The organism is Leifsonia sp. Y878, assembly GCF_057669685.1.
Genome location: NZ_JBYHFS010000003.1, coordinates 160,409 through 185,567 on the forward strand (window position 1 = coordinate 160,409; position 25,159 = coordinate 185,567).

Consider the following 25,159-nt stretch of genomic DNA (forward strand, 5'->3'; position numbering starts at 1 on the left):
CTGGGGTGCCCAGGGATGAATTCAGTCTGGATCTCACCCGTCCTCCAGCGCCGGTTGAAGGTCAGCTCGATTACGAATCGACGGTGACGGCCCCCACCGAATGGGTGCCGTACGTCTACACGAACTCGGAGATCCAGGCGCTCACCGAGCGACGACAGCTCTCGAACGCGTCCGTCGTCTGTGGCGTGCTCGGCCTGGTGATCGCGGTGTTCGGCATGTGGGGCATCCTGGTCTCACTCGCTGCCATCATCCTGGCGCTCATCGCGCGGCGCACTGAGCGGATGGCCGGGCGAACCTGGCTGCTCGGTTTGGTCGCCGGCATCGTCGGCGTCGTCGTTGCAGCGGGCTGGATCGTGCTGATCACCGCGGTCTTCCCCGGCCGCGTGTAGCCGCGGCCCTGCCCCGCTGTGAGCCGTGCCTCGGCCTATACCGAGCTGGCCACGCGCTCCACCAGCAATGCAACGCGCTTTCCAGCACGCCTCGTCATGATCAGCGTGGCTGAGGCGCTTCCGGTTGGCTTCAGCCGCACCCGCAGGGCAGCCGGGTCAAGGTCAACGCCGCGCTTCTTGATTTCGATGGTGCCGATATCGCGGGCTTTGAGTGCCTGCTTGAGTTTCTTTTCGTCGAACGGCAACTCGTCGATGACACGGAATGCCGTGGCGAACGGTGATTCGATCAGCGTGTCAGACGTGAAGTAGGCGATCCCATCGCTCACCATGCCGGCGTCAGCGGATCGGGCCAGGTCTCCGATGAGCCTGGCGCGAATGACCGCGCCATCGGGCTCGTAAATGTACTGGCCCAGTTCGGCGACATCCACGTCGTCTGCGTCGGCATCCGCTGTCATCTCAGCAACGCCGCCAGGCGTGAGGATGAGCGCGGAACGTCGGATGCCCTCCCTGGTCAATACGCCGAACCACAGCCCCATTTCAACGAGCTGCCCGTCGACCGAGATCCACTGCGCTTCTGCCTCAGCTGGAATCAGGTCGCGATCGTGGCCGGGGCCGAGCTTGACGCCGATGGGGAGGGTTTTCGCGAGGCCGAACACGTAGTCGAGGGAGGGCGAGTAGTCCTCCGGTCTCGTCAGGCGAGACGTGTTCTTGTGGCCGGAGGTGCGCCTGGCCGGATCGAACCAGGCAGCGTCGAATCCGGTGAGGTCGAACGTCTCAGCGTCAGCGTGCTCGACGTGGGCCTGCGGGAACGGCGCCAGGTTGAAACTCGCGACGGTCGCTGTCACTTCGTCGGCGTCGACGGCGGTCACCGCGATGTCCATGGCAGCCATCGCCATTGCGTCGCCCCCGATTCCGCACCCGAGGTCGGCGACTCGATGGAGGCCCGCCCCTGCGAATCGGCCGGCGTGCAGTGCGGCAACGCGCAACCGGGTGGCCTGCTCGAGACCAGCTTCGGTGAACAGCATGCGCTGCGCGAACTCGCCGAACTTGCCCTGCGCCTTCGCGCGCAATTTGGATTGAGTGAGGACGGCTGCGACGAGCCCAGGGGAGTGCCCTGCCTTGCGCAGGTCGGCGACCAGGCGTACGACATCTGCGCTGGATTCGAAGGGGGGAAGTGAGTCAAGAAGACGCAGGCCCTCTGGTGATAACAGCTCGACGAGCTCTGAGCGATCCATTACGTCACGGTAGCACCGATGTCGGTGCCGTCATTGTCTGGCACTCACATTGCGTGAGTGCCAGATGCGCCCTAAACTCGAATTAGCACTCTCGACGTGAGTCTGCCAACCCTTATGTCTTAGTTAAGAAAGAGGTCAACCGTGTCGGTCTCCATCAAGCCGCTCGAGGATCGCATCGTCATCAAGCAGGTCGAGGCAGAGCAGACTACTGCTTCAGGTCTTGTCATTCCTGACACTGCCAAGGAGAAGCCCCAGGAGGGTGAAGTCGTTGCAGTAGGCCCCGGCCGCATTGACGACAACGGCAACCGCATCCCGCTCGACGTCGCTGTCGGCGACAAGGTCATCTATTCCAAGTACGGCGGAACCGAGGTCAAGTTCGGTGGGGAAGACCTGCTGGTCCTCTCGGCACGCGACGTCCTCGCAGTGGTCGTTCGATAGTTTCTCGCTTTTCTCGTCGGGCCCCTGATGCACAGCATCGGGGGCCCGACTTTTTTGTGCGCGGCAGGCGAATCGCCGACCCTAGGATTGACAGATGTCCGCAGACCCCCTCAAAACCCCTGCCGCTCCCTCCGCCGCACTCGCCGCCGCCGGCCGACCGGCCAGGAGTGAGCAGAGCAAGGGGCTGACCTATGCGGTCTCTGCGTATGCGTTGTGGGGCCTGCTGCCGCTGTACTTCCTGCTGCTCGTGCCGACAGGTGCCTTCGAGATCGTCGCGTGGCGCGTGCTGTTCTCGCTCGTCTTCTGTGCGCTGCTGATCACAGTCACGCGCAAGTGGGGAGCTCTCACCGCGGTGTTCGCGAAGCCGCGGGTCGTGTGGACGATGGGGCTGGCCGGTGCTCTTATCTATGTCAACTGGCAGACCTACGTCTTCGCTGCGGTCAGCGGGCACGTCCTTGAGGCCGCGCTCGGCTATTTCATCAACCCGATCGTCACGATCTTCCTCGGCGTCATCGTGCTCAGGGAGCGCCTGCGCGTGGTGCAGTGGATCGCGGTGGGAATCAGCGTGATCGCCGTCGGCGTTCTCACCGTCGGCTACGGCTCCGTGCCCTGGATATCCCTGATCCTCGCCTTCTCCTTCGGCTCGTACGGCCTGATCAAGAAGCGCGTCGGCAACGACGTGGATGCCGTGACGGGCCTCACGCTGGAGACCGCGTGGCTCGCTCCGATCGCCATCATCCAGCTCATCGTCGTCGCCGCGCTGTCTGGGTTGACCATCGGCACCATCTCTCCATGGCACACGATGGGACTGCTTGCGGCGGGCGTCGCGACAGCGGTTCCGCTCCTCTTCTTCGCAGCGGCGGCCAGCCGACTGCCGCTCACCTTCCTGGGCTTGACCCAGTACATCGCTCCCGTGCTGCAGTTCCTGGTTGGGGTGTTCGTGCTGGGAGAAGAGATGCCGCCAGAACGGCTCATCGGTTTCGCTCTGGTCTGGGTCGCGTTGATTGTGCTGACGATCGACATGATCGTCTCCGGTCGCGCGCCGCGGCGCGTATCGCTCGAACCGGTCTAAGCGGCCGATACGCTCTGGATGCACCAGCCACCGAAAGGACCATGATGCTTCGCCGCACCGTTGCCGCCCTCCTGGGTCTTGCCGTCGTCATTCCGCTGGCTGTGACCGCCTGCTCGTCAGAGCCGTTGGCGCCGACGCCAACGCCGACGAGTGCGACCGCCAGGGTCGTTCCATCCGGCGACGGCGTGCTCCGCATCGGAACGCTCTTCCCGATGACGGGCGACGCCGCCGGATCCGGCGCCGCGCAGGTCGCGGGAGCCCAGCTGGCCGCCCGTGAAATCGCTGAGCAGGGCGGGGTGCGCGGGCAACCGCTCGAGATCATCCACCGCAATTCGGCCGGGGATCTCGTGACCGCGCTGGCCGACCTTGTCGCGCGCGGCGTCGACGTGCTGGTGTGGGATGTGACACGAGAGTTGCCTGCCGATGTGGCGTCATCCGCTCGCTCGTCAGGTATGGCCGTCATCTCACTGTATGACCTCGTGAATGGTGGCACTGCGCTTGCGGCCAGCGGCGAGTTCGGGATCCGACTGAACAGCGCCGATCCGGGGCTCGCGGAGACGACCGGAGGGTCCGAAGCCTACGACGCTGTCGTGGTGAGCGCCCTGGCTGCCGTGGTCAGCGACGACGATGGCGGCGCATCCGTTGCAGCTGGACTGCGACAGGTGGCCTCAGGAGAGGTTGACTGCGCGTCGTGGGGGGAATGCCTGAGCATTTTGGCCGACGACCAGCACATCAGCTACGGCGGCGCGAGCGGGACGCTCACAGCTCTCACGCAATAAATACTCGCTCAGATCACAAATCGTAACGATTTGGGTCGGTTTACACGGTTGTTACATCGTTGTCTTGTTTCAGGTGCTTCCTGTCAATACTGTGACAGGACGGTAGCTAGTTGGCTGCTGTGTTCTCTTTAGTATCCCTAGCCCCAAGGAGCAACATGAGCGTATTCGCGAAGGCCTCGGCCTCCCGCTCAGTACGGGCAGTAGTCACTGGTATCGCCATGGTCGGCGTCAGCGCACTCCTGCTCACTGGATGCAGCAACAGCACGGCCGAGACACCCGGCGAGACCGCTTCGCCCGCCGCGAGCGGTGACGCGCAGCCGATCACAGCCGGCGACCGCGATCTCGCACTGAAGATCGGCACGATTCTTCCCCAGAGTGGCGCTCTCGCGTTCCTCGGCCCGCCCGAAGAAGCCGGTGTCAACCTGGCCGTTCAGGAAATCAACGAGGCAGGCCTCGGCATCGACATCGAAGCCATCCTGCGTGACTCCGGTGACACCACCACAGACACAGCAACTGTCTCGGTCACCGACCTGCTGTCGCAGAAGGTTTCGGCGATTGTCGGAGCAGCATCGTCCGGCGTCTCCAAGACCGTCATCGACACCATCACCGGTGCCGGCGTCGTGCAGTTCTCGCCGGCTAACACCTCGGCAGACTTCACCGACTACCCCGACAACGGCCTGTTCTGGCGTACGGCTCCCTCCGACGTGTTGCAGGGTGAAGTACTCGGTAACCTGATCGCTGAAGACGGAAACTCCACCCTCGGCCTCATCGTGCTGAACGACTCCTACGGAACCGGCCTCGCCGAGTCCGTTACCGCAGCATTTGAAGGCGCCGGCGGCAAGGTTGTCGCTCAGTCGCTCTTCAACGAAGGTGACTCCAACTTCGCATCGCAGATCTCTGAAGTGACGGCGGCCAACCCCGATGCGATCGCACTGATCACGTTCGACCAGGCCAAGGTCATCACCCCGGCCCTGGTCGGATCCGGATTCGCCGGCGACAAGCTCTACTTCGTCGACGGAAACCTGGCCGACTACAGCGCTGACTTCCCCGCTGGCCTCATCGCCGGCTCGAAGGGCACGCTGCCCGGACTCGACACCGCAACGCTCGGTGACTTCACCGAGCGCCTGCTGGCCATCGACCCGACGCTCACCGACTTCAGCTACGCAGCTGAGTCGTACGACGCCGTCATCCTCATCGCGCTCGCTGCATACGCTGGGAACGACACCGACGGTGTGTCTATCGGCAAGTACCTCCGCCAGGTCTCCGGCGGAACCGGTGAAGGCACCAAGGTCACCGACTTCGCAGCAGCAGTTGACCTGCTGAAGAAGGGCGAGCAGATCGACTACGACGGTTACTCCGGCCCGATCACGTTCGACGAGAACGGCGACCCGACCGAAGCAACGATCGGTATCTTCCAGTTCAACCCAGACAACACGTACAGCCGCATCAACTAGGCAGCAACGCATGTAGGAAGGCCCCGGCTTCGGCCGGGGCCTTTCGTCGTGTGTGGGGAGAGGCGTGTGTGGGGAGAGGCGTGTGCGGGGGGAGGCGTGTGCGGGGGGAGGCGACAGCGTGCTTCCGCTCGCGTACCCGTGGCGCTCGCACCGTTGGTCGAGGAGGCCGTTCACGGCCGTCTCGAGACCCAGCGAGGGTCTCTTGGGCGAATGGCCATCGTGGCCGTCAACGGGCTACAACGCCTCTGGCCTGCGCTCTATCGCGCGCCAGGATGTGTCTGCCGTTCCACGTGGGGGAGCGATGGACGGCTGTGGACGCCGGAGGACGTCGCTCGTTCGACGTGGGGGAGCGCAGCGGGCACATGCAAACGTTGCCCCGCGCTCTGGGCGAGCGCGGGGCAACGGATGACGATGGTGGCGGTGGTTAGTCCTGGCCGAGGGTACCGAGGTAGAGGCCGATGACCTTCGGGTCCCGCAACAGTTCGCGGCCGGTACCCGTGTAGGCGTCCGTACCCTGGTCGAGTACGTAGCCACGGTCACAGATCTGCAGGCAGCGCCTGGCGTTCTGCTCGACCATGATCGTGGTGACACCGGCCTTGTTGATCTCCTTGACGCGCAGGAAAGCCTCGTCCTGGCGCACGGGGGAGAGTCCGGCAGACGGCTCATCAAGCAGCAGCACGTGCGGACCCATCATCAGTGCACGGGACATCGCGACCATCTGGCGTTCACCGCCAGAGAGTGACCCTGCCCGCTGGCCGAGGCGCTTGCTGAGCTCTGGGAAGATCTCGGTCACGAACTCCAGTCGTTCCGCCAGGCCCTTCGGCTTCTGGAACATTCCCATTTCCAGGTTCTCCTGGATGGTCAGGGTGGGGAACACGTTGTTCGTCTGCGGCACGAAGCCGACACCCTTGGCCACGAGCTTGTTGGCCTTCAGGTTCGTGATCTTCTCGCCGCGGAGCATGATGTCGCCTTCGCGCACCTTGACCTGGCCGAAGATCGACTTCAGCAGCGTCGACTTGCCGGCGCCGTTCGGGCCGATGATGCCGATCAGTTCACCGTCGTATGCCGTGAGGGAACAGTCATTCAGGATGTTCACGCCGGGCAGGTACCCGGCGGTGATGGCCTGCACGTCGACGACGGGCACGCGTGTCTCAATAGGGGCGTCGGCGATCACCGGGTTAGAGAGTGTCATCGAGCAGCTCCTTAATTGCTTCAACGTGCTCTGGCTCGTCTGTGCCGAGGTCTTCATCGTGGTGCTGCCCGAGGTAGGCATCGATCACGGCCGGGTTCTGCATGACCGTGTGCGGGTCGCCCTCTGCGACGACACGTCCCTCAGCCATGACGACGACCCAGTCAGCGATGTGACGGACCATGTGCATGTCGTGCTCAACGAACAGCACGCTCATTCCCTGGGCCTTCAAATTCAGGATGTGATCGAGCAGCGACTGCGTGAGCGCCGGGTTCACGCCGGCCATCGGCTCATCGAGCATTACGAGCGTCGGGTCGCTCATGAGCGCCCTGGCCATTTCGAGGAGCTTGCGCTGGCCGCCGGAGAGGCTGGCGGCGTAGTCGTCCTTCTTGGTGTCGAGCTTGAACCGGGCGAGGAGCTCTATGGCCTTCTCCCTGTTTGCGGCCTCCTGCTGACGCCATAGGAACGGAAGTATTGCTCGGAAGAAGTTCTCGCCGATCTGCGCCTTCGCCCCAAGTAGCATGTTGTCCATGACAGTGAGCAGGCCGAGTGCCTTGGTCAGCTGGAAGGTACGGATCTGACCCATGCGGGCCACCTTGTAGGCTGGGACGCCGTGTAGCGGACGCCCTTCGAAGTCCCAGGTGCCGGTATCGGGCTTGTCGAAGCCGGTGAGCAGGTTGAACAGCGTGGTCTTGCCGGCACCGTTCGGACCGATCAACGCGGTGATCGCGCCGCGCGGGATTTCGAGGTGGGCGACATCCACTGCCTTCAATCCGCCGAAGGTGCGACTCACGTTGTCGGCTACGACGATGGGGTCGCGCTTCTTGCAGCCGGGGACGGCCTCGCCGATGTGCAGGTCGACAGACTTGACCGGCTTTTGCGTGGGAATCGTGTCACTTGACAAAGGCCAACTCCTTCTTGTTTCCGAAGATGCCTTGCGGCCTGAACACCACGATCAACATGATCGCGACTCCAACCAGGATGAAGCGCAACTGGCCAGCCTGGATGCTCGACATGAACGGCAGCCAGCCGGCCTCGACGGCCCTGGCGATGAAGCCGGAGAAGAATGACAGCAACACCCAGAAGATCATCGACCCGATGACGGGCCCCAGGATCGTTGCAGCCCCACCGAGGAGCAGGATCGCGTAGACGAAGAAGGTCAGCGACGTCTGGTAGTTCGACGGCACAACGGCGCGCGGCAGGATGAAGATCATTCCCGCGATGGTGCCGAAGACGCCACCGAGAATGAGCGACTGCATCTTGTACGAGTAGACGTTCTTGCCGAGGGCCCTGACAGCGTCCTCGTCTTCACGAATTCCCTTGATCACGCGGCCCCACGGGCTGCGCATCAGCTGCCAGGTGAACAGGCAGGCCAGGACGACGATGGTCCAGGCCACAATCCGCAGCCACAGGTCGTAGGCATTGAACGTGAACGGTCCGAATCCGTACGTGCCTTCCGGAATCGGGTTCAGCGCCGCGAACCCGCCCTTGTAGCCGCTCAGGCCGTTGGCCGAACCAGTGACCGCAATGAAGGTGTTCGTCGTGAACAGCAACCGCACGATCTCTGCGGCGGCAATCGTGACGATCGCGAGATAGTCAGCCCGCAACCGAAGCGTCGGAATGCCGAGAATCAAGGCAAAGATGACGGATGCCCCGATGCCCACAAGCACGGCTCCCCACACGGGGAAACCAAACGTGAGAATCGAGATGGCGTAGCCATATGCACCGAGTGCCATGAACCCGGCCTGGCCGAAGTTCAGCAGTCCGGTGTACCCGAAGTGCACGGCGAGCCCCAGTGCGGCAAGGGCGTAAGCCGCGGTGGTCGGGCTGATCAGCTCGACGGCCGCGTTGTTGAAAATTGCTCCCCAGTCCATCGGATGCCCCTCTAGCCAATTCTCTCTTTGCGACCCAGGATTCCCTGCGGCCGAAGCAGCAGGACCAGGATCAAGACGACAAGTGCGCCGACGTACTTCAGGTCGGAGGGAAGCCACAGCGTCGACAGCTCAACGAAGAGGCCAACGATGATCGATCCGATCAGGGCGCCGAATGCCGTGCCGAGCCCGCCAAGTGTTGTCGCGGCGAACACCAGCAGCAGGATCTGGAAGCCCATGTCCCAGCTGACGCCTGGGCGGAAGTACGCCCAGAGCACGCCGCTCAGGCCGGCAAGCGAACCGCCGAGAATCCAGACGATGCGGATGACACGGTCTACGTCGATTCCACTGGCTGAGGCCAGACTCGGGTTGTCGGACACCGCACGAGTCGCCTTGCCGATGCGGGTGCGCAACAGGAAGTAGGAGACGGCGAGCAGAACGACGATGCTGATGGCCATGCTCGCGATGTCGATCGGCGAGAGCCTGACAGGGCCTAGCTGCAGGTCGGCGAGTCCCGACCCTGGCAGCTGCTGCGTTGCGCCACCGTAGTAGAACTGGAACAGATAGCGCAGCGCCAGCGAGAGGCCGATGCTCACGATCATCAGCGGGATCAAACCCACGCCCCTCTTCCGAAGGGGCCGCCACAATGCGGCATCCATGCCCCAGCCCAGCACGCCGCTCAGGATGATGGCCATGATGATCGCCAGCCAGATCGGCCAACCGATGTTGACGCTGAACGTCAACGCCATCAGTGCGCCGAAGGTGATCATCTCGGCGTGCGCGAAGTTGCTGAGTCCTGTGGTGCCGAAGATCAGCGACAGGCCGATGGCAGCCAGCGCGAGCAGGAGGCCGAAGTTCAGGCCGTTGACCAGGCGGTTGAGGAACTGGTCGAAGAAGCTGACAGTAGTTCTGACGCCTTCTCCGAGAAAGAAGTTCACCGACTTCGTCTTGGTGAGGCCGAACTCAGCTTCGATGCTGCTGCCGCCCTTGGCCACAACAACACCGTCCGGCAGGGTGTCCTCGTCGAGGGTCACCGTGTATGTGGCCTTCTCAGGGACGCCAACCGCCCACTTGCCATCGTCGCCGGTTTTCACCTCAGACTTGAAGTCGCCGTCGGTCACGGTGATGAGCACGCCATCGATGGGGTCGCCGTCGAACTGGACGTTTCCCGCGATGAGATAGTCGTATTCGTCTGTACCGATCGAATCGGCGTGTGCCGGAGCGACGGAGAGCATGGACAGGGTCAGGGCTGCGAACAGAACACCCAGAAGCAGCACAACTGCTCTGGGCGAGAATCTGCGAGCCGTATGAATGAACTTCACCGCACCTCCATGGGGGCGCCCGCATGAACACTTCCGAGCGGGCCCCGGGTATCACCTGCCGACATCGATGTTGACAGTACGTGCCGATTATGTCGCAAATGTTTCGGCGGTGAGTACAGGAAGATACCGGCCTGCCCACATCGTGACATAAGCGGAATATGTGGCGCGGGCCGTGAACTGTCAAATCAGTTGCGCCAGAGAGCGGTTTCACGGCGATTTACGCTGCACGCCGCCGACGTTTCGATGGGATGTATCGATTGGTCTGAGGCGGAATGTTCTGCCCGTTATTTCGCTTAACATTGAAGGACCGGCTCTGCTCCATGGGCCGGCACACACCACACTTAATGCGCATATGCAAAGGGGACACATGGATCAGCCAGATCCGTTCGGTTTCACCGGGCTCACCTACGACGACGTCTTGCTCCTTCCAGGACACACGGACGTCATCCCGAGCGAGGCGGAGACCACGTCGCGACTTACGCGACGGATCAATGTGGCTACGCCCCTGCTCTCCAGTGCCATGGATACCGTGACCGAAACGCGCATGGCGATCGCCATGGCGCGTGAAGGCGGCCTCGGCATCCTGCACCGCAACCTGTCGATTGATGACCAGGCCGAGCAGGTCGACCTCGTCAAGCGCAATGAGTCGGGCATGATCACCAACCCGGTCACGACGACTCCCGACGCCACTGTCGCCGAAGTGGACGCCCTGTGCGGCCAGTTCCGCATCAGCGGGCTTCCGGTCGTTGATTCCAAGGGAATCCTGGTCGGCATCATCACCAACCGTGACATGCGCTTCGTCTCTGACACGAAAAAGCACACCACCCTGGTGCGCGAGGTTATGACCACCTCACCGCTGATCACCGGCAAGGTCGGCATGGCGCCGCTCGATGCTGTGGCGATTTTCGCCAAGCACAAGATCGAGAAGCTGCCGCTGATCGACGAGTCGGGCAAGCTGACCGGCCTCATCACGGTGAAGGACTTCGACAAGTCAGAGGAGTTCCCGAACGCCACGAAGGATGACGGCGGACGCCTGCGCGTCGGAGCAGCCATCGGTTTCTTCGGCGACGCGTGGCAGCGCGCCTCCTCATTGCTCGACGCCGGAGTCGACGTGCTCGTCGTCGACACCGCCAACGGCGACAGTGCCGGTGTGCTCGACATCATCCGCAAGCTCAAGTCAGACCCTGCATTCGCCGGTGTTGACGTGATCGGTGGAAACGTTGCGACCCGTTCGGGCGCCCAGGCCCTCATTGAGGCCGGCGCAGACGCAATCAAGGTCGGCGTCGGACCCGGTTCCATCTGCACCACGCGCATCGTCGCCGGTGTGGGCGTTCCGCAGATCACCGCCGTCTACCAGGCGTCGCTTGCGGCACGCGAGGCCGGCATCCCGGTCATCGCCGATGGCGGACTGCAGTACTCCGGTGACATCGCCAAGGCGCTCGTCGCCGGTGCAGACACCGTCATGCTCGGTTCGCTGCTGGCAGGAACAGACGAAAGCCCCGGCGAACTCGTCTTCGTGAACGGCAAGCAGTTCAAGGCGTACCGCGGCATGGGCTCGCTTGGCGCGCTGCAGACCCGCGGCAACAAGACCTCGTACTCGAAGGACCGCTACTTCCAGTCGGACGTTCCCACCGACGACAAGCTGATTCCAGAGGGCATCGAAGGCCAGGTTCCGTACCGCGGACCGGTCTCCGCTGTCGCGTACCAGCTGATCGGCGGACTCCGCCAGTCGATGTTCTACGTGGGCGCTCGCACCATCGAAGAACTGAAGAACAAGGGTAAGTTCGTTCGGATCACACCGGCTGGGCTGAAGGAATCGCACCCGCACGACGTGCAGATCGTAGTTGAGGCGCCCAACTACCGCAGGTAGTCAATACGCCGATACTGACGGGGTGGAATCGCTGGGCGATTCCACCCCGTTTCGTTTAAGCCACCGCTAAACCACTGCGGCCAGCCGTGACACAGCCTCGGTGAGAACGTCCGTCGAACAGGCGAAGTTCAAGCGCGCGAAGCCTGCTCCCTGCCTGCCGAACATGGGCCCTGAGTGCAGTGCGACCTTCGCCCGCTCCAGGGCGACGGCTGCAGGGTCGTCGCCCCAGCCGAGCACGCGGAAGTCGAGCCAAGCCAGATAGCTGGCGCGCGGCGGCGTGTGCTCGACGCCCGGCAGCTGCAGGGCGAGAAGCTGTGACAGCAGATTTCTGTTGGTCTCGATGGCCGCGATCACCCCATCCAGCCACGGTTCGCCCTCTGTGTACGCGGCAACGCTGGCGATAAGACCGAACTGGCTCGTTCGCCACTCCACCTCGTCCGGCATCCCGGCCACCACGGCGCGCATCTGTGAGGAAGCGGTGACCATGAGCGCGCACTTCAACCCCGCCAGGTTCCAGGCCTTGCTCGCCGACGTCAGGCAGATGCCGTGTTCAGTGGCCTCAGGCGACACCGTGAGGAAGGGCGTGAATATGCCATCGGAGTGCGTGAGTGGCCCGTGCACCTCATCGCTGATAACGGTGACGCCGTACCGTGCGGCCAGGTCGGCAACCGCAACCAGGTCTTCGACGGTGTGCGGATGCCCGATGGGGTTGTGCGGATTGCACAACAGATAGGTGCGGGCGCCAGCGGCGAACGCGCGCTCAAGTCCTCCGAGGTCGAGTGCCCAGCCGCCGAGGCCGTCCAACAGCGGTACCTCGACAATGGTCCCGCCCGCCTCTGGAATCAGGTCAAAGAACGGCGGGTAGACCGGAGGGTTGATGACGACGCCGTCGCCGGGGGAGATCACCCGGCGGATTGTCTCGACGATCGCCACACTGACATCCGTTGTACTGGTCACGTGGCCGGGATCGACGGACCATCCCCAGCGCCGGAGCGCAAAGCCCGCGAACGCCTCGGCGAGCGGATTGTCTGGCGCCACGTATCCGGTATCACTCCGGCGCACCGCGGCAATGAGCGCGTCGCCGATCACCGGGGCGAGCGGATAGTCCATTTCGGCGACGAACAGTGGAAGGACGTCAGTGTCGTAGTTCCGCCATTTCAGGCTGGTGCGTTCGCGGAGCAACAGGAGGGGATCGGCGGTGACATCCATAGCATCAGGATGCCGCAATCGCCCGGCGCGGTCGAGGGGCGGAATGGGCTGGCTGTGGCACCTAGAATGGACGGGTGAGTATGGAGATTGAAATCGGCCGCTCCAAGCGCGCTCGTCGTGTGTACGCCTTCGATGACATTGCGATTGTTCCCAGTCGTCGAACCAGAGACCCAGAAGATGTATCGGTCAGCTGGGGGATTGACGCCTACCAGTTCGATATCCCCTTCATTGCGGCTCCCATGGATTCCGTGGTGTCCCCGCAGACGGCGATCATGATGGGCCAGCTCGGCGGACTTGGCGTTCTCGACCTCGAGGGCCTCTGGACCCGGTACGAGAACCCCGAAAGCCTCCTCGCGGAGATTCGTACGCTGCCAGCCAACAAGGCGACAGCGCGCATGCAGGAGATCTACTCAGAGCCGATCAAGCCTGAACTCGTCACCCAGCGCCTGGCCGAGATTCGTGCCGCAGGCGTCACCGTTGCCGGAGCACTCTCCCCGCAGCGCACCCAGGAACTGTACGAGACCGTCGTCGCCGCCGGTGTCGACCTCTTCGTCATCCGTGGCACCACCGTTTCTGCCGAGCACGTCTCGAAGACCCAGGAACCGCTGAACCTCAAGAAGTTCATCTACGAACTCGACGTTCCCGTCATCGTCGGCGGCGCATCCACATACACCGCTGCCCTGCACCTGATGCGCACCGGTGCCGCCGGCGTTCTCGTCGGTTTCGGCGGGGGAGCCGCATCCACCACACGCGCCACCCTCGGTATCCACGCTCCCATGGCCACGGCCGTAGCGGATGTCGCCGGCGCTCGTCGCGACTACATGGACGAGTCGGGCGGACGTTACGTACACGTCATCGCCGACGGCGGCCTCGGAACGTCGGGCGACATCGTCAAGGCCATCGCCTGCGGTGCAGACGCCGTGATGCTCGGATCGACGCTGGCGCGCGCAACGGATGCTCCAGGCGGCGGATACCACTGGGGTGCTGAGGCGCACCACTCGCAGCTGCCCCGTGGCAAGCGCGTCGAGGTCGGCAGCGTTGCCCCGCTTGAAGAGATCCTGTACGGCCCCGCCCCCGTCGCAGACGGCACCGCCAACCTGGTCGGCGCACTCCGTCGGTCGATGGCGACGACCGGTTACTCAGACCTGAAGGAATTCCAGCGCGTCGAAGTAGTTGTAGCGCCGTACCAAGTGAACTAGCGTCGATGTAAGTACCACCACCTTTCAGGATGGGAGTCAGCATGGGCACGCTTAATTCGGTGACACGGTCGGCAAAACTGGGGCCTGAAGAGCGCGAGGCCGCGCTGGCCAGGCTCAAGGAAAAAGAGCTGGACATCCTGGTGGTTGGTGGTGGCATCGTCGGTGCCGGCGCAGCCATGGATGCTGTCACGCGCGGATTGAGCGTCGGAATCCTGGAAGCGCGGGACTGGGCATCCGGCACGTCGAGCCGGTCATCCAAATTGGTGCATGGCGGCATCCGCTACCTGGAACAGCTCGACTTTCGGCTGGTGCGTGAAGCGCTGATTGAACGCGGACTGCTGTTGCAGGTGCTCGCGCCGCACCTCGTGAAGCCCGTGCGCTTCCTGTACCCGCTGAAGAAGCGGGTTACGGAACGGGTCTACGTGGGCGCTGGCATGCTGCTCTACGACATCTTCAGCTACACGGGCGGGCGCTCCCCAGGGGTGCCGCACCACCGCCACCTGTCGAAGCGACAGGTGCAGCGGCTCATGCCGAGCCTGTCCAACGATGCGCTGGTCGGCGGCATCACCTACTACGACGCCCAGGTCGACGATGCGCGCTTTGTGGCGTCGCTGGTGCGAACCGCTTCGTTCTATGGCGCCCACGCCATGAGCCGGGTGCGCGTCGAGGGCTTTATCAAGGTCGGCGAGCGGGTGGTCGGCGTGCAGGCGCATGACCTGCAGACCGGCGAACGGTTCGAGGTTCGCGCCAAGCAGGTCGTCAACGCCACCGGCGTCTGGACGGACGACACCCAGCGGATGGTCGGCGAACGCGGCACGTTCAAGGTGCGTGCGTCGAAGGGCATCCACCTCGTGGTGCCGCGTGACAGGTTCCAGTCGGCCATGGGGTTGCTGCTTCGCACCGAGAAGAGCGTGCTGTTCGTGATTCCGTGGGGTCGGCACTGGCTGATCGGCACCACAGACACTGACTGGCACCTCGACAAGGCGCATCCGGCGGCCACGGCTGCCGATATCGACTACCTGCTCGAACACGTGAACTCTGTGCTCACGGTGCCGCTGACCCGCGAAGACGTTGAAGGCGTGTACGCCGGGCTTCGACCGCTGCTGGCCGGCGAGTCAGACCAGACGTCGAAGCTGTCGCGAGAGCACCTGGTCGGGCATTCTGTGCCTGGGCTCGTCGTCATCGCCGGCGGCAAGTGGACCACATACCGGGTGATGGCGAAGGACGCGATCGACGCTGCTGTCGACGCGCTCGACGGGAAGATCCCGGAGTCGACGACGGAGACGATTCCGTTGCTTGGCGCAGAGGGTTACCAGGCGGCGTGGAACAAGCGCGGCAAGATTGCTCGCGCGTTCGGACTGCACCCTGCCCGCGTCGAACACCTGCTCAACCGCTACGGCACGCTGACGGATGAGATCCTCGATCTGATTCGGGACGACCCGTCCCTGGCGGATCCGCTGCCGGGCGCCGACGACTACGTGGGCGCGGAAATTGTGTACGCGGCCACGCACGAGGGCGCCCTGCACCTGGAGGATGCGCTGGCCAGGCGCACGCGCATCTCCATCGAGGCGTGGGACCGCGGTGTGTCGGCTGCCCCCGTTGCTGCCAGGCTCATGGCTGAAGCACTCGGCTGGGACAAGGAGCGGGAAGAACGCGAAGTGGCGGTCTACCTGAAACGGGTTGCGGCGGAGCGTGGATCGCAGGAGCAGCCTGATGACGCATCCGCTGATCGGGTTCGCCTGGAGGCCCCGGACATCGTCACGCAGTCTTAGGACCGGTACCTGCAGTCGCTATCCAGGGCTCACTTGGCCTTGGCTGCGGCCTTCATTGCCTTCTTCGTTTCGCGCACAGTGGCCAGCGATTCAGGGTCGACGATGTCGGCTACTGACCGGTGGCTGCCGGTCTCCCCGTATGCCCCTGCGGCGTCCTGCCATCCGCTGCCCGTGAAGCCATACTGTTTGCCGAGCAGGGCCACGAAGATTTTGGCCTTCTGGTCGCCGAACCCCGGCAACGCTTTCAGGCGCTTGAACACCTCTGCGCCGTTCGGCTCGTCGCGGGTCCAGAGAGCGGATGCGTCGCCGTCCCAGTCATCGACGATCGCCTGGCACAGGGCCTGCACGCGTCCGGCCATGCTGGCGGGGTAGCGGTGCACGGCAGGCGGCTGGCGGAAGAGCTCGGCGAACGCATCGGCGTCCTGGTGTGCGATGGTGGCTGCGTCAAGGGATCCCAGCCGCTCCTTGATCTTCAGCGGGCCGGAGAACGCGGTCTCCATTGCGATCTGCTGGTCGAGGAGCATGCCGATCAGCAGTGCAAGCGGATCGGTCGACAGCAGCTGGTCAGCAGCGGCGTCTCCGGTGATATGCAGGTTTCCAGTCATGGCTTCATCTTCGCAGCGATCGGCAGCGACGCACAGGGGCCGCGCCTGCCGGAGCACTCGCCAGCGACGCCGCTGGAGCACGGCCCGGCACTGGGCGATGACACAAAAACCCTCGGATACAATGGGTGAACCACCCTCTAGCCCCCAGGAGCCCAAACCATGGTTGACGTTCGGCGGGTCAAACTTCCCGGCGTAGGTGTGCTGCACACCTTCGTGACGGATGACGGGGGCAAGGTCGGCGTTATCGCCCACCGTTCCGGTCACAGCGATCTCATTACATTCGCGGATGACGAGGGCGGACCTGACGCCAGCAAGGTGTCATTGCGCCTCAGCGAGGACGAGGCGCACACGCTCGCCGAGCTGCTCGGCGGAACCCAGATCACCGAGTCGCTGACCGCGCTCGACCAGATCCCCGGCTTGTCCATCGACTGGTTCACCGTCGACTACGACGACCACATTGCCGGGCAGCCGCTCGGCAACCCAGCAGAGCGCGGCATCGCCGGTCTCACCGTGGTGGCCGTCGTTCGTGGCGAGTCCGCAAGCCCCGCGCCCGCCGCCGACTTCAAGGTGTTCCCTGGTGACACCCTTGTCGTCGCAGGGTCGCCCGAAAAAGTTGCGAAGGCCTTCGCGTTCTTCCGTAAAGGTGAAGTCAAAGCGAAGTCCGTCGACGCTCCGCCAGGGGGCTGAGTATGCACCTCGGCGAAGACCTCATCACCCTCGGCGTCCTCCTGGTTGTCGCCTATGTCCTAGGACGCCTCGGCAAACTCGTCGGGTTGCCGTCGATCCCGATCTACATGGTCGTTGGATTGCTCGCGAGCCCGTACACCGGCTGGTTCCCGCTCGACTTCCACGCGGCGGACATCGAACTCATTGCTGTGTTCGGCCTGATCCTGCTCCTCTTCAGCCTTGGCCTCGAGTTCGACCAGGAAGAGTTCTTCAATAACGCCGGAAAACTCCTGATATCGGGCGGCACCTACGTGCTGCTGAACATGGGACTTGGCTTCGCGTTCGGCATGATGGTCGGCTGGGGAACAAGAGAAGCCCTGGTCATTGCCGGTATGACCGGCACATCGTCGAGCGCCATCATCACCAAACTCCTCATTGAGTTGCGCAGGCTGGCCAACAAAGAGACGCCGATGATCCTCGGGGTCACGGTCGTCGGCGACATCTTCATCGCCATCTACCTCTCCATCGTCTCCGTCGTGCTGAGGGGAGAGACCGAGGTGTGGCCGATCGTGCTGCAACTCACCATCGCATTCCTCTTCCTCGTCGTCATGTTCTCCCTGGCGAGGTGGGGCGGGAAAGTGGTGTCGCGACTGGTGCGCACCAAGGACGATGAGCTGTTCACCATCCTCTTCTTCGGCCTCGCGGTGCTCTTCGCCGGCATCGGAGAGATCATCGGGGTGACGGATGCCATCGGCGCGTTCCTCATCGGCGTCGTGCTCGGCGCGAGCAGCTACCGGGCAAAGATCGAACGCGTCGCTGTGCCACTGCGCGACGTCTTCGCGGCCTTCTTCTTCCTGAACTTCGGATTGGCCCTGCACATCGACGAATTCGGTTCCGTCATCGGTGTGGTGCTGATCGCCGTCGTTATGACCTTTGCGCTGAATCTGGTGTCGGGGGCGCTGTTGGCCGGCCTGCACAAGATGGGCCCGCCAGAAGCCATCAACGCCGCAGCCATCCTGGTGAATCGTGGGGAGTTCACGCTGATTCTGGCCACGCTCTCGGTGGGAGCTGGACTCAACCATCTGCTGCAACCGTTCGCCGGCCTCTACGTGCTGCTGATGGCCGTGCTCGGGCCGCTGTTCGCCTCGAACTCTGAAAAAATCGGTGCCCTGTTCCGTGGCGGGAAGCGTCGACCGCCGACGCCGCCGACTCGTGATCGCATGCGCGAGGAAGAAATCGCCCTCGTCGAAGCCGTGGGCAACTCGCGCGGCAAGGATTCGACAGAGCGGGCGGTAGCGCGCGTGGTCGAACAGGCCAAGAGCCAGACCGGCTACGGCTCTGCCGCAGCACGCACGCCAGCAGCTCGTACGCCAGCAGCTCGTATACCCCCAAGCGATGCGCCGTCACCAAGCGCATCAGCCCCCAAGACAGACCCGATGGCTGAGTTCATCACAGACAAACTCGCAGGCGACAAGCCGAAGCGAGACGAACGGACAACGGACTACTCGTGATCAAAATGATGTTGCGCCCACGCTGGGTGGGCGCTCTTCTCCTTGCCCTCGCGATCGCCGCAGCTTTCGCGCTGCTCGGTCAGTGGCAACTTGAGCGAGCGATGGCGTCGATCCAGGTGGAAGAGCGCGCGACAGAAGAGGTGCAGCCGCTGACCGACCTGGTGCAACCTGACGGTCCGACGCCCATCGCGGCAGAAGCCCAGATCGTGACGCTCTCCGGTCACTACATCGCCGGAGACGAGCAGCTCGTCGCAGAGGCGCACCAGGACGATGCACTCGGCTGGTGGGTCGTCAGCCGCTTCGTAACGGACGACGACGTGAACATCCCGATCGTGCGCGGCTGGGCCGCCACGGAGGAGAAGGCCCTGGCGGCAGCGGACGCACTGGCCAAGTCTGACCAGGATGGGGCATCCGTCACGGTCACCGGCCGATTCCTGTCGAGCAACGCGCCAGTGCTGCCCGAAAAGGGTGGCGATCCGTTCATCATGACGACCGTGTCTGTGGCCGCGCTCATCAACCTGTGGACCGACTTCACCGACCAGTCGGTGTACTTCGGCTACGTGCTCGACTCGACGGCCCCAGCAGGGCTCGAAACCGTGCATTCTCCGGCTCCGGAGAAGGAACTATCCGTGAACTGGCTGAATATTTTCTACGCCGTCGAATGGGCAGTTTTTGCCGGTTTTGCCGTGTTCCTCTGGTATCGACTCGTGAAGGACGCGCTGGAACGTGAAGAAGAGGAAGCCGAGGCCGCCGCCCTGGCAGCAGGCGAGGGCACACCTCCTCCACCCGGCACGTAAACTGGACTAATGCCTCTCGAACCAAAGCCCGCCGACCTTCTGAGGATTCCTGGCGCGCTCAAGCTGTACAAAGTTTCGTCCATCATCACCGGTGTCATGTTGCTGCTGCTCTGCGCCGAAATGATTGCCAAGTACGCATTCGGCTACGAACTCGAACTAGGCGGCCCGAACGGCTTCCTGGCCCTGGTCCCGAACGACACCGTCACCGCGGTCAACCTCAGCACCGGCATCCTGATGGCCCACGGTTGGTTCTACGTGCTCTACCTCTTCAGTGACTTCCACCTGTGGAGCTTGATGCGCTGGCCATTCTCTCGTTTTATCCTGATCGCTCTCGGCGGTATCGTGCCCACCCTGTCGTTCTTTGTTGAAGTGAAGGTCGCCAAGGATGTCACTGCTTACCTGGCCGCACGAGAGAGCATCGCTACCAATGCCGGAGTCACGGCAACAAATGTGGAGGCATAACAAGTAATGAGCGAGCAGACAAGCCCGCAGCCGAGCGAGCCGTCGACAACCCAGCGCCCCGTGCTGGTCGTTGACTTCGGCGCGCAGTACGCGCAGCTGATCGCACGGCGCGTGCGCGAGGCATCCGTTTATTCAGAGATCGTGCCGCATTCGGTGACCGCAGCGGAGGTCCGCGCGAAGAATCCGATCGGCATCGTGCTGAGTGGCGGCCCCTCCAGCGTGTACGCAGAAGGTGCGCCAACGTTCGACCCGGCGATCTTCGACCTCGACGTGCCGATTCTTGGCATTTGCTACGGCTTCCAGGTGATGGCAACGGCGCTCGGCGGCGAAGTCGCGCACACCGGCGCTCGCGAGTACGGCTCGACACCGGTCACCGTCACGGATGGTGGCAACGCCCTCCTGGCCGACCAGCCGAGCGACCAGACGGTGTGGATGAGCCACGGCGACTCTGTGTCGAAGGCTCCTGAAGGCTTCACCGTTCTGGCCTCGACCGCATCGACCCCCGTCGCAGCGTTCGCCAACGACGAGCGTCGCCTCTACGGCGTGCAGTGGCACCCAGAGGTGAAGCACTCAGAGCACGGCCAGCACGTTCTCGAGAACTTCCTGCACCGCGCCGCCGGCATCCCGGCAGACTGGAACAGCGGCAACGTCATCGCAGAGCAGGTAGCTCGCATCCAGGCACAGGTCGGCACCGGCAAGGTCATCTGTGGCCTGTCCGGTGGAGTCGACTCCGCCGTGGCCGCAGCCCTCGTGCACAAGGCAGTCGGCGACCAGCTCGTCTGCGTCTTCGTCGACCACGGTCTGCTCCGCCAGGATGAGCGCCGCCAGGTTGAGGAAGACTACGTCAAGGCAACCGGTGTGCGCCTCGTCACCGTCGATGCCCGTGAGCAGTTCATCACAGCCCTCGCCGGAGTCAGCGACCCGGAGCAGAAGCGCAAGATCATCGGCCGCGAGTTCATTCGCAGCTTCGAGAAGGCCCAGGCCGACCTCATCGCGGAATCAGCGGCAGACGGCGACCCGATCCGCTTCCTCGTGCAGGGCACCCTGTACCCGGATGTCGTCGAATCGGGCGGCGGAAGCGGCACCGCGAACATCAAGAGCCACCACAACGTTGGCGGCCTCCCAGAGGACCTGCAGTTCGAGCTCGTCGAGCCGCTGCGCACCTTGTTCAAGGACGAGGTTCGCGCAATCGGTTCTGAACTCGGCCTGCCAGACGTCATCGTGCAGCGCCAGCCGTTCCCCGGCCCAGGCCTCGGAATCCGCATCGTCGGCGAGGTCACCCAGGAACGTCTCGACCTGCTGCGTAAAGCGGATGCCATTGCTCGCGAAGAGCTGACAAACGCCGGCCTCGACCGCGAGATCTGGCAGTGCCCCGTCGTGCTGCTGGCCGACGTTCGCTCGGTGGGCGTTCAGGGCGACGGCCGTACATACGGTCACCCGATCGTGCTGCGCCCTGTCTCGTCTGAAGACGCGATGACCGCCGACTGGACCCGCCTGCCGTACGACGTGCTGGCGAAGATCTCGAACCGCATCACCAATGAGGTCGATGGGGTCAACCGCGTCGTGCTCGACGTCACGTCGAAGCCGCCGGGAACTATCGAATGGGAGTAGTGGAGGGCTTTTAGCTCTCCGCGGGGGAGCGGTGGCGTCGTCATCCGCTCCTCAGCTCAGACAATGACGAAGAAGGCCGGGCCACACCGGTTTGCAGATCGGGTTACGAACTGCAGGCACGTGGCCCGGCCTTCTTCGTCATAACTCGGCACCCCGCGGATGGCGACGCCACCGCTTCGCGATGAGCTCTGCGCGGAGAGCTGGGCGCGCGGAGAGTTGGGTGCGTGGGTCACGTTGAGCGCAATGAGTGCGTTGAGCGCGGTTGGCTGCGGCTGTTCCTTCATGCGTCGCAGGAATACCATGCGGGGCAATGGCCGCGGCCTCGCGGCTATCCCGGATAGAAAGGCACCGCTGTGACCAAACCTACGATCGTTCTCGTCCACGGAGCGTGGGCCGACGCGTCTAGTTGGAACGCCGTTGCAACCGAACTGCAGAACCAGGGCTTCACGGTCTTTGCTCCGCCGAACCTGTTGCGTGGTGTCGCCTCTGACGCCGCCTACATCGCGTCATTCCTCAGCCAACGCACGGTCGGCCCTGTGGTGCTCGTTGGCCACTCCTACGGCGGGTTCGTCATCACCAATGCCGCGGCCAACGGCGGAGACGTGCGTGCGCTCGTGTATGTGGATGCGTTCATCCCCGATGAAGGCGAGTTCGTCTTTCAAATCCTCGGCGGCTCCGGATCGGCGCTCGCCGTTCCCGATCCCACCACCGTCCTCGACGTTGTCGGGTATCCCGGCGCGCCAGAGGGCGACGCCGAAGCATTCCTCAAGCCCGCCACTGTGCATAACTCCTTCGCGCAAGACCTCGCAGAGGCAGACCGTAGCCTCATCGTCGCAACTCAGCGACCGATCACCCTCAGCGCCAACACGTCACCCTCTGCCGCACCCGCGTGGAAGACCATTCCCAGTTGGGCGGTAGTCGGCACCGAAGACAAGGTGATTCCGCCGGCAACCCAGCGCAGCATGGCAGAGCGCGCCGGAGCGACCATCACTGAAGTGGCGGCCTCGCACGTCTCAATGGTGTCGCAACCATCGGTCACCATCGACGCAATCCTCGCGGCCGTCGCCGCTGTGGGCGTGCCGGTTTAGCGCTGCGCTGCAGGTGCGCAGCTGCGCGGGAGCTGTACTACCCGCGCGGCTGCGTATGACCCGCGCAGGGCTCGCCGAGCGCATCTCACTGCTGGTGGCTTTCCTCACCCTCTGGGGAGAATGACGAAGGGCCGGTCTGTACCAGACCGGCCCTTCGGTAACGCTGTGCTGCGTGTTAGTCGCGCGCGATGGCGAACATGCGCAGGATCTCGAGGTACAGCCAGATGACGGTGACCATGATGCCGAAGGCGCCGCTCCAGCCGTACTTGCGGGGAGCGCGGTTCTTGACGCCGCGCTGGATGTAGTCGAAGTCGAGCACCAGCGAGTACGCGGCCATGATGACAACGAGCACACCCAGGATCAGGCCGAACGGAATGCCGAAGATCTCAAGGCTGCCGCGCAGGCCGAACGGGTTGTCGATGGCGCCGAATGCGCTGAGGCCGAAGTTGACCAGCGAGAACACCAGGTAGCCGACCATGGCGATCAGGAAGACCTTGGTGGCCTTCTTGGAGGCACGGATCTTGCCGCTCGCGAATAGTGCGAGCGTGACTCCGACGACCACGAGGGTGGCGAGCACAGCCTGGATCACGATGCCGTCGAAAGCCGCCTCGTAGATGGCGGAGATACCGCCGACGAAAACACCCTGGGCGGCCGAGTAGGCCAGGATGAGCGCCGGTGACGGTTCCTTCTTGAAGATGTTGACCATGGCAAGGACGAAGCCGATGATGCCGGCGACGATCATGATGCCGGGAGACGCGAAGATCCAGCCGAGGGCGGCGCCGGCGAGCAGCACCACGAAGGTGAGCGCCGACTTCACAACGGTGTCTTCAACCGTCATGCGGTCGGTGTCAGACGAATTCGCGGCCGGGCGGTTGTAGATGTCCTGCAGTTCCGCTGCAGACACCGTGGCCACCGTCGATGCCGACGAGGAGTTGAACGCGGGATTGCGCGAGAATGCGGGATTGTCGAGTGCCATGGTTTCCTCTGCTCACAAACAGCTGGGGTATGTACGCACCGTAGTCAGCGCGCACGACCAATCTACCTGAGAGTCCTTACAGATTTTCTGGGTATTCGCCGAATAGTTGCCAGCCACCAGCCGGCCCATGCTGCGGCGATCGTCACGAGTGAACCGAAGAGCAGCATGACCCAGCTGAGCGAATAGGAGTCGAGGGTGGCTTTGAACACGAAACTCGCCATGATCGGGAGTATCAGAGTGACGTAGCTCAGCAGCGGCCGATGCCGTACCAGCAGCCATCCGGCCAGGAGCACGGTGAATGCGCCGGCGAAGTCGGGGCCGGCCCGCAGCACGAGGCCGGCCAGCAGGCAGGGGAGCAGCACGATCAGTCGCCGCCAGAGCGCGCCTGGCATCACGAGCCAGCCGATGAGCTGCACGAACGGGCCGATACCGAGCAGCGCGAGCGTGTAGGAGCTCATCAGGTTGGAGAGGCCGACGCCGATGAGAATCAGGGACAGGCCCACCCAGAAGCGGACGCGACGCCTGTCCAGCACGGGCTGGACAGTAGTCGTGGGCTGGGTCGCGGTAGTCATTGCATCAATTCTGGCAGTCGCACGGATATCTTGGACTCATGCCCCGGCACCCACTCTCGCTTCCCCTCGTCATCGGCCACCGTGGCGCCCCCGGCTATCGCCCTGAGCACACCCGCGCCGCATACGACCTGGCATTCGCCCTCGGCGCAGACGCCGTTGAACCAGACCTGGTGGCGACCAAGGATGGTGTGCTGGTGATTCGGCACGAGAACGAGATCTCAGGCACAACGGATGTCGCCTCCCGGCCCGAATTCGCCGACCGACGTGCCACGAAGAGCATTGACGGTGTCACACAGACCGGCTGGTTCACCGAAGACTTCACCTGGGCAGAGCTCAGTACCCTCAGGGCCAGGGAACGCCTCCCCGCTGTCCGCCATTCCAGCGCGACGTTTGACGGGCTGTTCCCGTTGCTGAGGCTCCGCGACCTGTTCGATATCGTCGATGCCGCAGCGGAGTCGAGCGGGTTGTGGCGGGGAATCGTGGCGGAGATCAAGCACGCCACGTATTTCGACTCGATCGGGCTGCCCATCGACGAACTGTTCGTCGATGAGGTGCGGCGCGCAGGGTGGGACACCGGTGACGGACGGCTGATCGTGGAGAGCTTCGAACGCACGGTGCTCACAGCGATCGACGACCGCGGCATCACAGCCAAACGGATCTACCTGATCGAGGCATCCGGCGCCCCCTTCGACGAGGTCAGCGCGCGAGGTGGTGCCGCCGCCGACTACTCGGCATCGTTGACGAAGGAGGGGCTGTATTCCCTCGCCGGACAGGTCGACGGTGTCAGCGTGGACAAATCGCTCATCCTGCAGGAGGACGAAGAGCACACCGTGACGGGCGCTTCGGAGCTCGTCGACGACGCCCATGCCGCCGGCCTGGAAATCTACTGTTGGACGCTGCGCCCAGAGAACAAATATCTGGCGAAGTCATTCAGGCAGGGCACGGTGCGTGCGAACTTCGGCAACTGGCAGGGCGAGTTCCGCACCATCATGTCGACGGGCATCGACGGTGTATTCGCCGACTATCCCGACCTTGCTGTGACCGTGCGTGACGAGCTCGGGGAGTGAGCCGA

25 protein-coding genes are annotated in these 25,159 nt (G+C 63.7%); 15 read left to right on the forward strand and 10 right to left on the reverse strand.

Going from position 1 to position 25,159, the window contains the following annotated elements:
* The first annotated feature begins 83 nt into the window (after window positions 1–83).
* Window positions 84–389, forward strand: coding sequence for a hypothetical protein (locus AC25Y4_RS11870; RefSeq protein WP_488120627.1), 306 nt, complete (start codon window positions 84–86; stop codon window positions 387–389).
* 35 nt (window positions 390–424) lie between these two features.
* Here the strand turns inward: AC25Y4_RS11870 and AC25Y4_RS11875 are convergent, their stop codons facing one another.
* Window positions 425–1,624 (reverse strand): class I SAM-dependent methyltransferase, encoded by a 1,200-nt coding sequence (locus AC25Y4_RS11875; RefSeq protein ID WP_488120628.1) that lies wholly within the window; start codon window positions 1,622–1,624, stop codon window positions 425–427.
* A gap of 141 nt (window positions 1,625–1,765) precedes the next feature.
* Here AC25Y4_RS11875 and groES point away from each other — a divergent pair, with 141 nt between their 5' ends.
* The 4 genes from groES to AC25Y4_RS11895 all read left to right on the forward strand — a co-directional run bounded on the left by groES (window position 1,766) and on the right by AC25Y4_RS11895 (window position 5,367).
* A complete protein-coding gene (gene groES / locus AC25Y4_RS11880) occupies window positions 1,766–2,062 on the forward strand; it encodes a co-chaperone GroES (protein WP_021763071.1) in 297 nt (98 codons plus the stop codon).
* A 94-nt stretch (window positions 2,063–2,156) separates the two neighbouring features.
* Window positions 2,157–3,134: an EamA family transporter RarD gene (rarD, locus tag AC25Y4_RS11885; protein ID WP_488120629.1), complete on the forward strand. Its 978-nt coding sequence runs from the start codon at window positions 2,157–2,159 to the stop codon at window positions 3,132–3,134.
* 41 nt (window positions 3,135–3,175) lie between these two features.
* Entirely contained in the window at window positions 3,176–3,913 is a 738-nt protein-coding gene (locus AC25Y4_RS11890) for an ABC transporter substrate-binding protein (protein WP_488120630.1), read from the forward strand.
* A gap of 155 nt (window positions 3,914–4,068) precedes the next feature.
* Window positions 4,069–5,367 carry an ABC transporter substrate-binding protein gene (locus tag AC25Y4_RS11895; RefSeq protein WP_488120631.1) on the forward strand — a complete coding sequence of 433 codons (1,299 nt, stop codon included), beginning with the start codon at window positions 4,069–4,071 and terminating at the stop codon, window positions 5,365–5,367.
* Window positions 5,368–5,791: 424 nt separating this feature from the next.
* On the opposite strand, the gene AC25Y4_RS11900 is transcribed toward AC25Y4_RS11895, so the two are convergent.
* Genes AC25Y4_RS11900 through AC25Y4_RS11915 form a run of 4 tightly spaced genes read right to left on the reverse strand, consistent with a single transcriptional unit; the run spans window position 5,792 to window position 9,662 of the window.
* Window positions 5,792–6,559, reverse strand: coding sequence for an ABC transporter ATP-binding protein (locus AC25Y4_RS11900; RefSeq protein ID WP_488120632.1), 768 nt, complete (start codon window positions 6,557–6,559; stop codon window positions 5,792–5,794).
* On the reverse strand, window positions 6,546–7,445 hold the full coding sequence (locus AC25Y4_RS11905; protein ID WP_488120896.1) for an ABC transporter ATP-binding protein: 900 nt from the start codon (window positions 7,443–7,445) through the stop codon (window positions 6,546–6,548). Before AC25Y4_RS11905 ends, AC25Y4_RS11900 begins: the two co-directional genes overlap by 14 nt.
* Window positions 7,446–7,449: 4 nt before the next feature.
* Window positions 7,450–8,430, reverse strand: a complete 981-nt coding sequence (locus AC25Y4_RS11910) for a branched-chain amino acid ABC transporter permease (protein WP_488120633.1) — start codon at window positions 8,428–8,430, stop codon at window positions 7,450–7,452.
* An 11-nt stretch (window positions 8,431–8,441) separates the two neighbouring features.
* Window positions 8,442–9,662 carry a branched-chain amino acid ABC transporter permease gene (locus AC25Y4_RS11915; protein WP_488120897.1) on the reverse strand — a complete coding sequence of 407 codons (1,221 nt, stop codon included), beginning with the start codon at window positions 9,660–9,662 and terminating at the stop codon, window positions 8,442–8,444.
* A gap of 454 nt (window positions 9,663–10,116) precedes the next feature.
* Here AC25Y4_RS11915 and guaB point away from each other — a divergent pair, with 454 nt between their 5' ends.
* Window positions 10,117–11,619, forward strand: a complete 1,503-nt coding sequence (gene guaB, locus AC25Y4_RS11920) for an IMP dehydrogenase (protein ID WP_488120634.1) — start codon at window positions 10,117–10,119, stop codon at window positions 11,617–11,619.
* Between the two features lie 66 nt (window positions 11,620–11,685).
* On the opposite strand, the gene AC25Y4_RS11925 is transcribed toward guaB, so the two are convergent.
* Window positions 11,686–12,828, reverse strand: a complete 1,143-nt coding sequence (locus AC25Y4_RS11925) for a MalY/PatB family protein (RefSeq protein WP_488120635.1) — start codon at window positions 12,826–12,828, stop codon at window positions 11,686–11,688.
* Window positions 12,829–12,908: 80 nt separating this feature from the next.
* On the opposite strand from AC25Y4_RS11925, the gene AC25Y4_RS11930 reads away from it, so the two are divergent.
* Together AC25Y4_RS11930 and AC25Y4_RS11935 are read left to right on the forward strand one after the other, a co-directional pair.
* Window positions 12,909–14,027, forward strand: coding sequence for a GuaB3 family IMP dehydrogenase-related protein (locus AC25Y4_RS11930; RefSeq protein ID WP_488120898.1), 1,119 nt, complete (start codon window positions 12,909–12,911; stop codon window positions 14,025–14,027).
* 41 nt (window positions 14,028–14,068) lie between these two features.
* Window positions 14,069–15,799, forward strand: coding sequence for a glycerol-3-phosphate dehydrogenase/oxidase (locus tag AC25Y4_RS11935; RefSeq protein WP_488120636.1), 1,731 nt, complete (start codon window positions 14,069–14,071; stop codon window positions 15,797–15,799).
* 29 nt (window positions 15,800–15,828) lie between these two features.
* Here the strand turns inward: AC25Y4_RS11935 and AC25Y4_RS11940 are convergent, their stop codons facing one another.
* The gene (locus AC25Y4_RS11940) at window positions 15,829–16,404 is read right to left on the reverse strand and encodes an HhH-GPD-type base excision DNA repair protein (protein WP_488120637.1); all 576 of its coding nucleotides are present in this window, start codon (window positions 16,402–16,404) and stop codon (window positions 15,829–15,831) included.
* A gap of 159 nt (window positions 16,405–16,563) precedes the next feature.
* Between AC25Y4_RS11940 and AC25Y4_RS11945 the strand changes: the two genes are divergently transcribed.
* The 5 genes from AC25Y4_RS11945 to guaA are packed head-to-tail and all read left to right on the forward strand — an operon-like array spanning window position 16,564 to window position 21,451.
* Complete coding sequence (locus tag AC25Y4_RS11945; RefSeq protein ID WP_488120638.1) at window positions 16,564–17,091, forward strand: cation:proton antiporter regulatory subunit; 528 nt, start codon at window positions 16,564–16,566, stop codon at window positions 17,089–17,091.
* 2 nt (window positions 17,092–17,093) lie between these two features.
* Window positions 17,094–18,581, forward strand: coding sequence for a cation:proton antiporter (locus AC25Y4_RS11950; protein WP_488120639.1), 1,488 nt, complete (start codon window positions 17,094–17,096; stop codon window positions 18,579–18,581).
* 5 nt (window positions 18,582–18,586) lie between these two features.
* Window positions 18,587–19,378, forward strand: a complete 792-nt coding sequence (locus tag AC25Y4_RS11955; protein WP_488120899.1) for an SURF1 family protein — start codon at window positions 18,587–18,589, stop codon at window positions 19,376–19,378.
* A 9-nt stretch (window positions 19,379–19,387) separates the two neighbouring features.
* Entirely contained in the window at window positions 19,388–19,840 is a 453-nt protein-coding gene (locus tag AC25Y4_RS11960) for a DUF3817 domain-containing protein (RefSeq protein WP_488120640.1), read from the forward strand.
* 6 nt (window positions 19,841–19,846) lie between these two features.
* A complete protein-coding gene (gene guaA / locus AC25Y4_RS11965; protein WP_488120641.1) occupies window positions 19,847–21,451 on the forward strand; it encodes a glutamine-hydrolyzing GMP synthase in 1,605 nt (534 codons plus the stop codon).
* 56 nt (window positions 21,452–21,507) lie between these two features.
* Here guaA and AC25Y4_RS11970 read toward each other — a convergent pair whose 3' ends face one another.
* On the reverse strand, window positions 21,508–21,735 hold the full coding sequence (locus AC25Y4_RS11970; RefSeq protein ID WP_488120642.1) for a hypothetical protein: 228 nt from the start codon (window positions 21,733–21,735) through the stop codon (window positions 21,508–21,510).
* A gap of 69 nt (window positions 21,736–21,804) precedes the next feature.
* Between AC25Y4_RS11970 and AC25Y4_RS11975 the strand changes: the two genes are divergently transcribed.
* Window positions 21,805–22,539, forward strand: coding sequence for an alpha/beta fold hydrolase (locus AC25Y4_RS11975; protein ID WP_488120643.1), 735 nt, complete (start codon window positions 21,805–21,807; stop codon window positions 22,537–22,539).
* A 175-nt stretch (window positions 22,540–22,714) separates the two neighbouring features.
* Here AC25Y4_RS11975 and AC25Y4_RS11980 read toward each other — a convergent pair whose 3' ends face one another.
* The gene (locus AC25Y4_RS11980) at window positions 22,715–23,515 is read right to left on the reverse strand and encodes a Bax inhibitor-1/YccA family protein (RefSeq protein WP_488120644.1); all 801 of its coding nucleotides are present in this window, start codon (window positions 23,513–23,515) and stop codon (window positions 22,715–22,717) included.
* Window positions 23,516–23,577: 62 nt separating this feature from the next.
* A complete protein-coding gene (locus AC25Y4_RS11985) occupies window positions 23,578–24,087 on the reverse strand; it encodes a hypothetical protein (RefSeq protein WP_488120645.1) in 510 nt (169 codons plus the stop codon).
* A gap of 38 nt (window positions 24,088–24,125) precedes the next feature.
* Between AC25Y4_RS11985 and AC25Y4_RS11990 the strand changes: the two genes are divergently transcribed.
* Window positions 24,126–25,154: a glycerophosphodiester phosphodiesterase family protein gene (locus tag AC25Y4_RS11990; RefSeq protein ID WP_488120646.1), complete on the forward strand. Its 1,029-nt coding sequence runs from the start codon at window positions 24,126–24,128 to the stop codon at window positions 25,152–25,154.
* The last annotated feature ends 5 nt before the right edge of the window (window positions 25,155–25,159 follow it).

Coding starts and splice junctions, on each gene's coding strand:
- AC25Y4_RS11875 (WP_488120628.1), bottom strand. CDS start 1,624: ATGGATCGCTCAGAGCTCGTCGAGCTGTTATCACCAGAGGGCCTGCGT.
- rarD (WP_488120629.1), top strand. CDS start 2,157: ATGTCCGCAGACCCCCTCAAAACCCCTGCCGCTCCCTCCGCCGCACTC.
- AC25Y4_RS11890 (WP_488120630.1), top strand. CDS start 3,176: ATGATGCTTCGCCGCACCGTTGCCGCCCTCCTGGGTCTTGCCGTCGTC.
- AC25Y4_RS11895 (WP_488120631.1), top strand. CDS start 4,069: ATGAGCGTATTCGCGAAGGCCTCGGCCTCCCGCTCAGTACGGGCAGTA.
- AC25Y4_RS11900 (WP_488120632.1), bottom strand. CDS start 6,559: ATGACACTCTCTAACCCGGTGATCGCCGACGCCCCTATTGAGACACGC.
- AC25Y4_RS11910 (WP_488120633.1), bottom strand. CDS start 8,430: ATGGACTGGGGAGCAATTTTCAACAACGCGGCCGTCGAGCTGATCAGC.
- AC25Y4_RS11915 (WP_488120897.1), bottom strand. CDS start 9,662: ATGCTCTCCGTCGCTCCGGCACACGCCGATTCGATCGGTACAGACGAA.
- guaB (WP_488120634.1), top strand. CDS start 10,117: ATGGATCAGCCAGATCCGTTCGGTTTCACCGGGCTCACCTACGACGAC.
- AC25Y4_RS11925 (WP_488120635.1), bottom strand. CDS start 12,828: ATGGATGTCACCGCCGATCCCCTCCTGTTGCTCCGCGAACGCACCAGC.
- AC25Y4_RS11930 (WP_488120898.1), top strand. CDS start 12,909: ATGGAGATTGAAATCGGCCGCTCCAAGCGCGCTCGTCGTGTGTACGCC.
- AC25Y4_RS11935 (WP_488120636.1), top strand. CDS start 14,069: ATGGGCACGCTTAATTCGGTGACACGGTCGGCAAAACTGGGGCCTGAA.
- AC25Y4_RS11940 (WP_488120637.1), bottom strand. CDS start 16,404: ATGACTGGAAACCTGCATATCACCGGAGACGCCGCTGCTGACCAGCTG.
- AC25Y4_RS11945 (WP_488120638.1), top strand. CDS start 16,564: ATGGTTGACGTTCGGCGGGTCAAACTTCCCGGCGTAGGTGTGCTGCAC.
- AC25Y4_RS11950 (WP_488120639.1), top strand. CDS start 17,094: ATGCACCTCGGCGAAGACCTCATCACCCTCGGCGTCCTCCTGGTTGTC.
- AC25Y4_RS11955 (WP_488120899.1), top strand. CDS start 18,587: ATGATGTTGCGCCCACGCTGGGTGGGCGCTCTTCTCCTTGCCCTCGCG.
- AC25Y4_RS11960 (WP_488120640.1), top strand. CDS start 19,388: ATGCCTCTCGAACCAAAGCCCGCCGACCTTCTGAGGATTCCTGGCGCG.
- guaA (WP_488120641.1), top strand. CDS start 19,847: ATGAGCGAGCAGACAAGCCCGCAGCCGAGCGAGCCGTCGACAACCCAG.
- AC25Y4_RS11970 (WP_488120642.1), bottom strand. CDS start 21,735: ATGAAGGAACAGCCGCAGCCAACCGCGCTCAACGCACTCATTGCGCTC.
- AC25Y4_RS11980 (WP_488120644.1), bottom strand. CDS start 23,515: ATGGCACTCGACAATCCCGCATTCTCGCGCAATCCCGCGTTCAACTCC.
- AC25Y4_RS11985 (WP_488120645.1), bottom strand. CDS start 24,087: ATGACTACCGCGACCCAGCCCACGACTACTGTCCAGCCCGTGCTGGAC.
- AC25Y4_RS11990 (WP_488120646.1), top strand. CDS start 24,126: ATGCCCCGGCACCCACTCTCGCTTCCCCTCGTCATCGGCCACCGTGGC.